The 12,341-nt window shown below is 71.2% G+C and carries 10 protein-coding genes and 1 pseudogene; 4 read left to right on the top strand and 7 right to left on the bottom strand.

Annotated features, from left to right (window positions below; all coding sequences use genetic code 11):
• The first annotated feature begins 126 nt into the window (after positions 1–126).
• Both AB0K05_RS15075 and AB0K05_RS15070 read left to right on the top strand, forming a co-directional pair.
• On the top strand, positions 127–795 hold the full coding sequence (locus AB0K05_RS15075; protein ID WP_364229535.1) for a hypothetical protein: 669 nt from the start codon (positions 127–129) through the stop codon (positions 793–795).
• Between the two features lie 587 nt (positions 796–1,382).
• Positions 1,383–1,457 (top strand): annotated as a pseudogene (locus AB0K05_RS15070) (hypothetical protein); the annotation flags it as partial.
• Positions 1,458–1,538: 81 nt separating this feature from the next.
• Here the strand turns inward: AB0K05_RS15070 and AB0K05_RS15065 are convergent.
• The 6 genes from AB0K05_RS15065 to AB0K05_RS15040 all read right to left on the bottom strand — a co-directional run bounded on the left by AB0K05_RS15065 (position 1,539) and on the right by AB0K05_RS15040 (position 9,083).
• The gene (locus AB0K05_RS15065; RefSeq protein WP_219542987.1) at positions 1,539–2,507 is read right to left on the bottom strand and encodes an acyltransferase domain-containing protein; all 969 of its coding nucleotides are present in this window, start codon (positions 2,505–2,507) and stop codon (positions 1,539–1,541) included.
• Positions 2,508–2,517: 10 nt separating this feature from the next.
• Positions 2,518–4,242 (bottom strand): sugar-binding domain-containing protein, encoded by a 1,725-nt coding sequence (locus tag AB0K05_RS15060; RefSeq protein ID WP_364229533.1) that lies wholly within the window; start codon positions 4,240–4,242, stop codon positions 2,518–2,520.
• On the bottom strand, positions 4,239–5,528 hold the full coding sequence (locus AB0K05_RS15055) for an MFS transporter (protein ID WP_364229531.1): 1,290 nt from the start codon (positions 5,526–5,528) through the stop codon (positions 4,239–4,241). The genes AB0K05_RS15060 and AB0K05_RS15055 overlap by 4 nt, the downstream gene beginning before the upstream one ends.
• Before the next feature lie 99 nt (positions 5,529–5,627).
• Positions 5,628–6,524 (bottom strand): sugar phosphate isomerase/epimerase, encoded by an 897-nt coding sequence (locus AB0K05_RS15050; protein ID WP_345483007.1) that lies wholly within the window; start codon positions 6,522–6,524, stop codon positions 5,628–5,630.
• 9 nt (positions 6,525–6,533) lie between these two features.
• Positions 6,534–8,630, bottom strand: a complete 2,097-nt coding sequence (locus AB0K05_RS15045) for a PQQ-dependent sugar dehydrogenase (RefSeq protein WP_271277948.1) — start codon at positions 8,628–8,630, stop codon at positions 6,534–6,536.
• Between the two features lie 150 nt (positions 8,631–8,780).
• Entirely contained in the window at positions 8,781–9,083 is a 303-nt protein-coding gene (locus AB0K05_RS15040) for an STAS domain-containing protein (protein WP_271277949.1), read from the bottom strand.
• Between the two features lie 278 nt (positions 9,084–9,361).
• Here AB0K05_RS15040 and AB0K05_RS15035 point away from each other — a divergent pair, with 278 nt between their 5' ends.
• Both AB0K05_RS15035 and AB0K05_RS15030 read left to right on the top strand, forming a co-directional pair.
• Positions 9,362–10,420: a peptidase gene (locus AB0K05_RS15035; RefSeq protein WP_271277950.1), complete on the top strand. Its 1,059-nt coding sequence runs from the start codon at positions 9,362–9,364 to the stop codon at positions 10,418–10,420.
• Positions 10,421–10,498: 78 nt separating this feature from the next.
• Complete coding sequence (locus AB0K05_RS15030) at positions 10,499–11,308, top strand: SAM-dependent methyltransferase (protein WP_271277951.1); 810 nt, start codon at positions 10,499–10,501, stop codon at positions 11,306–11,308.
• 3 nt (positions 11,309–11,311) lie between these two features.
• Here AB0K05_RS15030 and AB0K05_RS15025 read toward each other — a convergent pair whose 3' ends face one another.
• Positions 11,312–12,196, bottom strand: a complete 885-nt coding sequence (locus AB0K05_RS15025) for a helix-turn-helix transcriptional regulator (protein ID WP_271277952.1) — start codon at positions 12,194–12,196, stop codon at positions 11,312–11,314.
• Between the last annotated feature and the right edge of the window lie 145 nt (positions 12,197–12,341).

The following is a 12,341-nucleotide window of genomic DNA, read 5'->3' as shown; positions in this document are numbered from 1 at the left end:
CAAACGGTATACGTCCTGTGTCCCGGTTCACCGGGACGGTGTCCCGGGAGTTCCGTGGCATTTCTCCCGGATGGACGGGGACGAGTGCCCGGGCGTGGCGGGACGGGGTTCGGATTCGCTGGGCGAGTGTTGAAAAATCCTGATTCGTTCCGCCGGATTGTCGCCGGCATCGCCCTCCTCGCCTGGCCCGTCTTCGAGTTCCTGGCCTTCCTGACCTCGCCTCCCGGGGCCGAGCACGCTCCCGAGGTCTTCCGTACGCACGAGACGGCCGTGCAGGTCAGCGCGCTGCTCTACGTGTGGGCGGCGCTCGCCCTCATCCCCGTCGTGCTGGCCCTGGCCCACCTCCTGCGCGAGCGCGCCCCCCGGGCGAGCGGGATCGGGGCGGCGCTCGGGCTGGTCGGCGCCGGTCACGGGCTGACGCTCTTCACCACCGACTTCTACGACCTCGCCCTGGCCCAGGTCCTGCCCGACGCGCAGGCCGAGGCGGTCACCCAGCGGGCCGGCGAGCTGCCGGGATTCGTGTTCGGGATGCTGCTGCCGGGGTTCCTGCTGCACGTCGGCCTGATCACGCTGCTCGTGACCCTGGCCGTGGTCAAGGTCGCGCCCTGGTGGGTGCCGGTCGCCGCGCTGGCGGGCACGATCGTGCCGTTCGTCACCATGGACCAGGCGCCGGTCATGCAGTCCACCGGCGCCCTGCTGCACCTGGCCGCCTACGGCTGGATCGCGCTGCGCGTGCTGCGCATGCCGGACGCCGAGTGGCGCGGGGTCGGCAGCCCGATCTCCACGCGGGTGTGACGGACCGGTTGGCGCCCGCGGCCATCGCCGGCGCCCTCTACGTCGGCATCAGCGGCCTGATCTCCGGATACGACCTGGCGGCGGCGCTCCTCGCGGGCACGCTCTGCCTGCCGTTGCGCAAGAGCCTGGCCCGGCTGCCGATCCGGCGGATCCTCGGCTGGACGTCCGTCCGGGGACTGACCGATCGGCTGGACCGGTGTCTGCGGCACAGCGCCCCGGAGGAGGCGCTGGCCTCGGTGGTGTCGGTGTCGCGTGACGCGCTGGCCGTCCGAGGGGTCGCGGTGGAGGTGGCGGACGGCGAAACCTCCGTGGAGAGCGGGCGGGCCGGCACCGAGGCCCGCGAGGTGCCGCTGGTGTGGCACGGCGAGCGGGTCGGACGGCTGCTCGTCGGTCCCCGGCGCCTGCCCTGGGCGTGCCGGGACCGGGCGCTGGCCGCGCTCGTGCCGTACGCCGCCCGCCTCGCCCACACCCTGTGGACGGCCGGCGAGCTGAAGCGCGCCGAGGAGCTCGACGTGGCCGCCAGGGACGAGGAGCGTCGCCGGTTGAGCCGCAGCCTGCACGACGGGCTCGGCCGGACGCTCGTCGCGATGGCCAGGACGATCGACCTGGCCCGGGGCGGGCCGGCGGACTGCCCGCACGCCACCGACACGCTGCTACGCGACCTGCGGCGCGGCATGGACGACGCCACGGACCACGTCCGCGTGCTCCTGTACGGCCTGCCGACGGGCGGATTCCGGACCCCGTCAGAGCGGGAACCAGCCGTTGCCCTCGTACCAGTGGCCGCCGGCGCGCAGGTGGGCGACGATCGCGTGCTCCAGCGTGGTGCGCGGGGAGAGCTGGTCGGGCGGCAGATCGGGGTCGCCGAAGACGAACTCGATCGGGCCCCCGTCGTTGGGCTGCTCGGCCGGGTAGCCGGGGCGGAAGCGGCGCTGGAAGGCGACGATGTTGGAGCTTTCCGGCAGGTGGTCGGCGAGCTGGGGGTCGAGGAGCCAGGAGTAGCAGGTGGCGACGGTGGGCTCTTCGTCGGGGAAGTGGCGAGGGAAGAAGGCGCGGGCGCGGGCCAGCGAGTCGTCGCAGGCGGCGGGCGTCAACGGCCCGGAGAAGTCGGGAATATGCAGGTTCAGTGAGGGGGCGCCGGGCATGACGCCCTCGATGAGGGTCCCCATGCGGGTGCCGAGGGTGGCGCGCTGGTACTGCAGCCGGCCCAGCTGGTAGATCTCGCCCCGGTAGTGCATCTTGATCCAGGAGGGCTGGATCACGCCACCGACGCCGTGCCGCCTGCGGTGGACGGCGACGTTGCGGCCGAGGTCGGCGAGGGTGTGCCGGGAGACGTCCGCCGGGACGCCGCGCTCACGGTGGTAGGCGCGCACGTGCGGGAGCGCCGCGACGAAGACGAACAGGTGGAAGTAGCGCCCGGCCGCGCCCAGCCCGGCGGGCAGGTACGGCAGGTCGAAGGGGTGGTCGATCAGCCCGATGCCGCGCACCAGCCGCCGGGCGCAGCGTTCCAGCAGCCACCACAGCCCGGGGTCGGCCCTGATCTTCTGGGCCAGCGCGAGGATCTCGTTGACGTCCTCGTGCGGCACGGCCAGGTCGAGCAGGGTGAAGGCGTCCGGCAGGACGACCTCGACGTCCGGTGAGTCGTCGGCCTCCAGCCCGGCGAGCCAGGCGGCCGTCCGGTCGTCGGCGCGGAGCAGGTCCAGGGGGTTGTCCACAGGGCTCTCCTCAGGGGGTCCGGTCGAGCGTGAGTCGCAGGTTGACCGCGCGGACCAGGTCCTCGGGGAGTTTGAGCACCTCGCGGTCGTAGGTGAGCAGCCCGTTCAGCTCGTCCTCCACGTCGGACAACTGGGTGTAGACCGTGGCGCTCAGGCCGCGCGGGATGGCCGGGACGATCTGCTCGGCGTGCAGCCGGGCGAAGGCCGCGCCCAGCCGGTCGGGGGTGTCGTAGCGCCGGTAGCCGAAGTTGCGGTCGTTGAAGGTGTGGCCGTCGACCCGCAGACCGTATCCGCCGTACTCCGACAGCACGAGGACCCGCCGGTCGCGGCGGCGCGGCACGCGGAAGCGGCGGAAGTAGACGTGCAGGCTCCGCAGGTCGCCCGCGCCCTGGTCGTGCCAGCCGCTGGCGTGGTCGACGGTCCGGGTGGGGTCGAGCCTGGCCACCTCCACCGCGACGCGGGCGGCGTCGAACTGGCCCCAGCCCTCGTTGAACGGCACCCAGACGGCGATGCTCACCACGTTGCGCAGGTGCTCCACCGTCTCGCGGAGCTCGGCGAGGAACCGCTCCCGGTGCGCCCGCCCGAAGAACCGGTCGGGCAGATGGAACGGCACGACCGCCGGGGCGGTGACCACCAGCGGATGGTAGCGTCCGCCCGCGTTGACCATGTCCTGCCAGACGATCATGCCGAGCCGGTCGCAGTGGTGGTACCAGCGCAGCGGCTCGATCTTGATGTGCTTGCGCAGCATGGTGAAGCCGAGCCGCTTCATGGTGGCGATGTCGTGGATCATCGCCTCGTCGGACGGCGCCGTGTACATGCCGTCGGACCAGTAGCCCTGGTCGAGGATCCCGGCGTGGAAGTACGGGCGGCCGTTGAGCAGCAGCCGGGGCACCCCGTCGGCGTCGGTCCCCACCCCGTACGAGCGCATGCCCACGTAGCTCCGCACCCGGTCGGCGCCCAGTTCCACCGTGACGTCGTAGAGGAAGGGGTCCTCCGGGCTCCACGGCCGGACGTCCGGGATCGGGACCCGCACCGGCTGACCGGCGGGGGCGGTGGCGCGGGCGACGACGATCCCCTCGGCGAGGATCTCGACGTCCGCCTCCCCCTCGGCGGCGTGCACGGTCACCTCGACGCACGACTCGTCCAGGTGCGGGGTGAGGGTGAGCCGCTCGACGTGCGTGGCGGGCACGCGCTCGGCCCACACGGTCTGCCAGATGCCCGACTGCGGCGTGTACCAGATGCCGCCCCGCTCCAGCTTCTGCTTGCCGCGGGCGTGCTGCCCGGTGTCGGTGTCGTCGCGCACCGCGACGGTCAGGACGTTCTCGCCGTCGCGCAGCAGGTCGGTGACGTCGAAGCCGAACGGGAGGTAGCCGCCGGTGTGGCGGCCCGCCTCGACGCCGTTGAGCAGCACCCGGCAGGTCTGGTCGACCGCGCCGAAGTGCAGCAGCACCCTGCCGCCGGTGCCGAAGCCGTCGGGCAGGGTGAGGCCGCGCCGGTACCAGAGGGTCTGGCCGGGCATCAGCCGCCGGTCGACGCCGGACAGCGCCGACTCGGGCGAGAACGGCACCACGATCGGCCCGTCGTACGTCGCCGGTTCCTCGCCGTCGCCGGTGATGGCGTACTCCCACCGGCCGTTGAGGTTGAGGTAGCTGTCGCGGACGAGCTGGGGGCGCGGGTACTCGGGCAGGACCGCGTCGGGGTCGAGGTCCCGGCCCCAGCGGGTGAGCGTGCTCATGCGATCTCTCTCTTGCGCAGGATCCGGACGGGGACGGCGATCAGCAGCAGCACCGCGGCGGCGGCCAGGAAGATCGCGGGAGTGGGCACCTGTCTGAGCACCCCGAGATCCTCGTAGTACGCGTCCGCGCCCCGGATGACGAGGGCCCCGACGTACGGTCCGATCAGCATGGGGATGAGGATCGCGAACACCATCCGGAGCCCCTGCACGTACCCGGCGCGCTCCGGCGGCGTGTGGTCGCGCACGAGCGCGCCGATGGTCGCGGCGACCAGCATGAACCCGGACATCATCACCAGCCCGGCCGCGATGACCGGCACCATCCCGCGTGCCGCCCACATCGCCAGCAGCCCGGCCGCGTAGACGGCCACGGCGGGGAGCAGGAAGCGCGCCTTGCCGACGCGGTCGATCAGCCGGCCGAACCCGACGGTGACCGCCGACGCGCCGGTCAGCACCACGCCGAGGACGACCGCGTACGCCTCGATCTGCAGGTAGCGCTGCACGTAGATGATCAGGTACGGGAGGAAGACCTGCGTCGAGACGCCCCAGACCGCCCACGCCGACAGCAGCAGGTAGAGGCCGGGGTTGGCGCGCATGGCGCTCGGGCGCAGGCCGTGGAAGACGGCGGCCAGGGCGCCGTCGCGGGCCCGGGGCACGGACGGCCGGTCACGGACCAGGAACCAGGCCACCACCCCGACCACCGTGATGACCGCGCCGATCAGCACGAAGAACTCCCGCCACTGCCCGGCCCTGGTGAGCGGGTCGAGGGCGCCGAAGACGGCCAGCATCGACACCAGCGGCATGATGGCCAGGACGGACTCCACCCGGCCCCGGTTGGCCGGCCGCGTCACGTCGGTCACCCACGCCTGGAAGGCGGCGTCGTTCGCGCCGGAGCCCAGGAACGACATGACGCAGTCCAGCACGATGACCGCGACCATGGCGACCAGCACGGCGTTCGCGGCCGGCGCGAGGTTCGCCACGGTGTCCACGGTGACCAGCCCGAACGCCGCCGTGGACAGCCCCCACAGCACGTAACCGGCGGCGATGAACACCCGGCGGCGGCCCGTGCGGTCGGACAACGAGCCGATCAGCAGCGTCGCGACCGTCGCGGTGACCGCGCTGGCGGCGACCATGGTGGCGATGGCCGTGGGGTCGTCGCTGATCGTGTCGTACAGGAACACGTTGAGATACATGTTCTCGACGGTCCAGGCGAGCTGGCCGACGAAGCCGAGCACGATCACCGCCGTCCAGCGGCGGGAGCCCAGCTGGGCGGGTACGGCGATGGTCACGCGCGACAGCGTATAGCTACCAACCGGTACTAAACCGGGTCAAACGCGCGGCAGGTCGTGGACCGGGCGGGCCCGCGGGGGGCCGCCCGGTCGCCGTCCCTAGTAACGGAGCTTCCTCAGGTAGCGGTAGCCGACCTCGGACGTCTGCCTCGGCGTCACGTCCGGGGTGTCGTTCTCCACGATGTACTCGTTGACGCGGTGCGCGTCGAACACCCTCCGGAAGTCGATCGTGCCCGTCCCCAGGTCGGCCATGTCGCCGTCCAGGTGACGGTCCTTCACGTGGTACTGCAGCACGCGCTGCGGCGCCCGTTTGATGACGTCGATCGCGAACCGCTCCGGGTCACGGACACCGCGGCCGACGCCGCCGGTCACCGCCCAGTAGATGTCGATCTCCAGGTGGACCAGGCGCGGGTCGAGTTCGGCGGTGAGCACGTCCCACGGCGTCCGGCCGCCGCCGAGGTCGATGGTGAACTCGTGGGCGTGGTTGTGGTAGCCGTACTTCAGCCCGGCCTTGCGGGCGGCCCGCGCCTCGACGTTCATCCGCTCGGCCCAGGCCTTCCACTGGTCCAGGCTGTCGGAGTTCAGGTACGGCACGACCATGTAGGTCTGGCCGAGGGTCAGCGCGTTCTGGATCTTGGTATCCAGGGCGGCGTCGTCGGGGCTGATGCCGTCGTGGCTGGAGGTGGCCCGGATGCCGAGCCCGTCCAGGAACTCGCGGAGCTGCTTCGCCGTACGCCCGAAGTAGCCGAGCGCGACCTCGATCCGCGGGTAGCCGATCTCGGCGAGGTAGGCGAGGGTGGCGTCGTAGTTCTGCGCGAGGTCGTCGCGTACGGTCCAGAGCTGCATGCTGATCTGGCCCGGGGGGACGCGGTGCCTGTGGTGCGGCCGGTGCGGCGACGCCGCGGCGGCCGGGGAGGCGGCGGCGAGCGCGCCCGCGCCGAGGCCGAGCCCGGCGGCGAGCAGCGACCGCCGGCTGGGGCCGTAGCCGTAGCACATGGGGTTCTCCTAACGGGTGGGCTGGAGGACGACCTGGTCGGTGCCGGTCAGCTCGGGGAGGCCACCGGTGCCCGGGTCGGTGTAGCCCGCGACGAAGACGCCGGTGAGGTCGTCGTTCTCCGGGTCGTGGCCGCCTGGCTCGGTGGTCTGGATGGAGCCGGTGCAGCCGCGGGCCGTGGTCTGCGGGTGGCCGTGGTCGTCGTGGCCGAGGATGTAGTCCACGGTCACGCGGGCGCAGTCGACCGGCTGGTCGTCGGTGACCCGCACCTCGAACTCGACCACGTCGCCGAACGCGAACGCGTCGCCCTCGGCCGGGCGGAGGATCTCGACGACCGGGGTGTCGTTGCCGACCACGATCCGCACCGACGTCGAGGCCGACCTGCCGCTCGGGTCGCTGACCCGGAGCGTGGCGTTGTACAGGCCGTTCTCGGTGAACGTGAACGCGGCCTCGGGGCTGCGGGAGTCCACCCTGCCGTCGGCGTCGAAGTCCCAGGCGTACCGGAGCCTGTCGCCGTCGGCGTCGGTGGTGCCCGCGCCGGTGAACTGGACGGTGAGCGGCGCCTGCCCGGCGGTCACCGACGCCGCGGCGGCCGGGACGGGGGTGTGGTTGCCGGTGTTGCCGATGTAGTCGATGCGGGCGAGCTGGGCGTCCGGGTTCTCCTGGAAGAAGCCGTCGCCGTACTCCAGCACGTAGAGCGCCCCGTCGGGGCCGAACTCCATGTCCATCGGGTTGTCGAAGACGAACGAGGGGAGCACGTCCTCGATCCGCCCGCCCCGGTGGAACGCCTTGACGTAGTCGCGGGTCCACTCGTAGAACAGCGGGACGCCGTCGTAGTGACGCGGCCAGCCCACGGCGTCGCGGCCGCGCGTGTCCCTCGCGTCGAAGGCGTAGGCGGGGCCGGCCATCGGCCCGATGCCGCCGGTGCCCAATTGGGGGAACTCCGCCGACTGGCCGTAGGAGTACCACACGTCCGGCTGGACGACGGGAGGCAGCTCGCGCCGCCCGGTGTTGTGCGGCGACTCGTTGACGGGCGCGGCGCAGTCGAACGCCGCGCCGGACGTCCCGGTCGCGAAGTCGTAGTCGGTGTACGGGAGCCGCGCGGTCGCGCAGTAGGGCCAGCCGTAGTTGCCGGCCTTGCGGATGACCGTCCACTTCCCGGTGCCGGCCGGGCCGCGCGCGGGATCGGCGTTGCGGGCGTCGGGCGAGTAGTCGGCGACGTAGAGGTCACCGTTGGACCGGTTCAGCTCGATGCGGAACGGGTTGCGCAGGCCCATCGCGTAGATCTCGGGCCGGGTCCCGGGGGTGCCGCGCCGGAAGAGGTTGCCTGACGGGATCGCGTAGGACCCGTCGTCGCGCGGGCTGATGCGCAGGATCTTGCCGCGCAGGTCGTCGGTGTTGCCGGAGCTGCGCTGGGCGTCGAACGCCGGGTTCCGGTCGGCGCGCTCGTCGATCGGGGTGTAGCCGTCGGAGAAGAACGGGTTGGTGTCGTCGCCGGTCGACAGGTAGAGGTCGCCCTTGGCGTCGAAGACGATGTCGCCGCCGACGTGGCAGCAGATGCCGCGGTCCACCGGCACGTCCAGGATGCGCTGCTCGGTGCGCAGGTCGACGGTGGCGCCGGTGAAGCGGAACCGCGACAGCCGGATCAGGCCCTCGAACGGCTCGAAGTCCTCGGGGGCGCCGGTGAACGGGGCGTCGCCCTCGTTCACGCCGGGCGTCGAGGGGTCGTCGATCGGGGTGTCGAGCGGCGGCGAGTAGTAGAGGTAGACCCAGTCGTCCTTCTTGGATCCCTTCCCGAAGCCGGGGCTGAGGGCGATGCTCTGCAGGCCCTCCTCGTCATGCTGGTAGACGTCGAGGTCGGCGGCCAGCGTGTTGAGCCCGGTCTTCGGGTCGTGTAACCAGACTTCGCCTTTCCTGGTCGTGTGGAGCACCCTGGAGTCGGGTAACACCGCCAGGTCCATCGGCTCGCCGGGGTTGTCGTTCAGCGTCACCTTCTGGAACCGGTCATCCGGGGGCGGGGCGCTGGTGGTCTCCGCGCCCTGGGCGGCCGCGGCCGGCATGAGGATCGCCGCAGCAGTCATGGCCGCGATCGCGGTTCTCGCTCTCATGCCTCTCCCTTCGGTCAACGTGAGGGATAAGTGAGGGCAGATCAACGTGAATGTAACCCGGGTTACGCCGATAGAGGAGGACCCAATCGGCGGCAGGATGACCGACTTTCGCGTCCGATTGGACAAAGTGCCGCCGCCGCGGGGTCGTGGTCAGGCGGCCTCGACGAGGCCGCCGTCCAGGCCGGTGATGCGCAGCAGCCGGGACATGAACGGGCTCGGCCCGGTCAGCTGGACGGTGACGCCCCTGGCCCGGGCCCGGTTGCGGAGCTCGACCAGGACGGACAGCCCGGAGGCGTCGCAGAAGGTGACCCGCGACAGGTCGAGGACGAGCGTGCCCGTGGCGTGGCACAGCGCGTTCAGCAGCTGACGGCGCAGCTTCGCGCCCGTATGAAGGTCGATCTCACCGGACAACTGGACGGTGGTCGGAACCGGCGGGCCGGTACGGATGGTCATGCGGTTCTCCGATCGGAGACTTGAACAGAAAAAACGTCAGGGCGCGCAACCGGGTCGGGCCGGAGACTGGCGCGATGGCGGCCACCCGAAGCCGGTCACCTGAGCTGGGGCTCCAAGGTGAGCGGAACGGCTTGCGCGGTGACCCCACTCTACCTCACGGCCGAAGGACCGCCCCGTCCCCGAGCGTCCCGCCATACCCATCTGTGATCGGCTTGAGAAAGACGGGCGGGTTCGTGCGTACCTCCTGATGGCAGATTCCGGTCTTCGGGAGGTACTTCATGCACCGCAGAGTCGCCCTGCTCTCCGTCGCCGCGCTCGCCTTAGCGGGCGCGCTCGTCCCCGCACAGGCACAGGCGACCGGTACGGCCGATCACCGGCCCGTCCGGTGGTCCGGCGCGGACTCGTCATCGGAGCGCAGGACCGTCCTGCAGTACTGGACCACGCAGCGGATGATGGCCGCGCAGCCGATGGACACCATGGCGGCGCCCCGGCGCGCCACCCGGTCGGGCGGGCCCACCAGGGGTGAGCCGTGGGCGGCCAGGGGCGACGCGGCGCGGACGGGGCAGCGGGCCACACAACGGACGCCGTGGCGCACCCAGGGCTCCGGGAACCAGGCCCGCGGCGCCCAGACCCAGCAGGCCGTGCCCAACAGCCCCGGCCTGCGGTGGACCGACGGCGGGGCCGTCGTGCGCACCAGCGGGCGGCTGTTCTTCACCACCGCCGAGGGCGCCAACGCCTCCTGCTCGGGAACGGCCGTGACCAGCGCGAACGAGAGCGTGGTGATGACCGCGGGACACTGCGTCAAGCTGAACGGCGCCGCGCACCGCAACGTGGCCTTCGTGCCGGCCTTCGACAACGGCCGCCGCCCCTTCGGCACCTGGGTGGCGACCAGGCTGTTCACCACGCAGCAGTGGAACGCCCGCGAGGACATCAACTTCGACATCGCCGCCGCCGTGGTCGCGCCGCTGCAGGGACGGACGCTGACCGACGTCGTGGGCGGGCAGGGGGTGGCGTTCAACCAGGCGCGGCAGCGGCAGATGTTCGCGTTCGGCTATCCGGCGGCGGCGCCGTTCGACGGCTCGACCCTGATCTACTGCAGCGGGCGGGCGTTCAACGACCCGGTCGCGACCAGGGGCCAGGGGGTGCGCTGCAACATGACGGGCGGGTCGAGCGGCGGCGGCTGGTTCCTCGGGTTCAACGAGTCGACCGGGCTGGGCATGCTCAACTCGGTCAACAGCTTCACGTACGACTTCGCGCCCGGCTTCATGTTCGGCCCCTTCTTCGGGGACGAGGCGATGGAGGTCTACCAGGCCGCACAGAACTCCGGAGCCCTCTGACACCGGCCGCTGGAAAAGGGAGGGGTGCGGCGGCTACGTTGAAGATCGGCGCATCCCGACAAAAGAGGAGTAACTCACATGACGGGTGAAACCCCTCCCCCCGGCTCCCGAATCGACACCACCGTTCCCCATGCCGCGCGGATGTGGAATTACTGGCTCGGCGGCAAGGACCACTACGACGTCGATCGCGTGGCGGGTGACCAGTTCAGCCAAGCATTTCCAGACATTGTGCATATCGCTCGGCTATCTCGTCACTTGCTCGCCCGTATCGTGCGTTATCTGGTCAATGAGGCAGGTGTCCGCCAATTTCTCGATGTGGGGACCGGACTGCCGACGGTCGACAACACCCACGAGGTCGCGCAGCGGGCCGACCCCACCTGCCGCGTGGTCTACGTGGACAACGACCCGCTGGTTCTGACCCACGCCCGCGCGCTCCTGGTCGGCACGCCGGAAGGCGCCACCGACTACGTCGAGGCAGACCTGCGCGACCCCGAGGCGATCCTCGCCGCCGCGGCCAAGACGCTGGACCTCACCCAGCCCGTCGCGCTGATGCTGATGGGCATCGTGGGCTTCGTGACCGACGAGGAGGGCGCGCACGCGATCGTGGCCAGGCTGATGGACGGGCTGGCGCCCGGCAGCTACCTGGCCCTGTGGGACGGCGTCAACCTCGTCACCGGGGAGGCCCTCGACCAGGCCCAGGAGGACTACAACGAGGGCGACGCGGTGCCCTACAACCTCCGCTCCAGGGAGGAGTTCGGCGCGTTCTTCGACGGCCTGGAGCTGGTGGAGCCCGGGGTGGCGTCCGTCCCCTTCTGGCGGCCCGACCCGGACCCGCTGGCCGAGCTCAAGGAGGTGGACGCCCTGGTCGGCGTCGCCCGCAAGCCGTAGGCCCTACAGCTCCTCCATGATCCGGCGCAGGATGCCCGGCGTGGCCTTCGGCGGGGGCGCGTGCACGCTGAGCTCGTTCAGCAGATGCCGGTACGGGTGCGCCTCCGCGTCCTTCGTGAGGTACTGGGCGCTGGCGAGCTGTTCGAGGTAGACGATGTCGTCCAGCTCGGCCTGGGGGAAGCGCAGCAGGGTGACGGGGCCGACGCCGCCGACCGCGACCTCGACGCTGAACGGCAGCACCTGCAGGGTGACGTGCGCCAGCCCGGCCATCTCGACGAGGTGGCCGAGCTGGGCGCGCATGACGTCGCGGCCACCGACCAGCCGGCGCAGCGCGCCCTCGTCCACGATGGCCCAGAGCCTGCGGCCGGAGGAATCCAGCAGCTCCCGGCGGCGCATCCGAAGCTGGACCCGCGACTCGACCCGCTCACGGCTCTCGCCGCCGTGGCCCCTGGCGATCACCGCGCGGGCATAGTCCTCCGTCTGCAGCAGGCCGGGGACGTACTGGATCTCGTGCGTACGGATCAGCTCCGCGTCCTGCTCCAGCCCGAGATACTCCTCGAACCAGTCGGGCACCACGTCGCGGTAGTCGTGCCACCAGCCGTGCTGGTTGGCCTGCTCGGCCAGGAGCAGCAGCGTCGCGCGCTCGGCCCGCTCGACGACGCCGTACAGGGTGAGCAGGTCCTCCACGTCGCGGATCTTGAACCCGCAGCGCCCGCCCTCCATCCGGCTGATCTTGGAATGCGATCCGCGAATGGCGTAACCGGCACGCTCGCGGGTGATGTTCCGCTCCTCCCGCAGCCTGCGCAGCTGCGAGCCCACCAATATGCGCAACGCGGTCGGCCCGGTCCGCTGGAAATCCCCGCCCACGATTTCGGTCAGACCTCTCATATTGCGATAAGTCGGCATAAGCGCTCCTCTATGCCTCCGTCGCCCCACCCCTTCACCGACAATCCTGCCACGCCAAATACCGTAATCACTCTGAATTGCGGCAGCTCGTGAACGCACCGTCACAACACTGGTACGAAAAAGGGTG

Origin of the sequence: Nonomuraea sp. NPDC049486, assembly GCF_040676925.1 — a bacterium.
GTDB lineage: Bacteria > Actinomycetota > Actinomycetes > Streptosporangiales > Streptosporangiaceae > Nonomuraea > Nonomuraea ferruginea.
The sequence above is the reverse complement of the archived record's forward strand: the minus strand, read 5'-3'. Positions and strand labels throughout refer to the sequence as shown.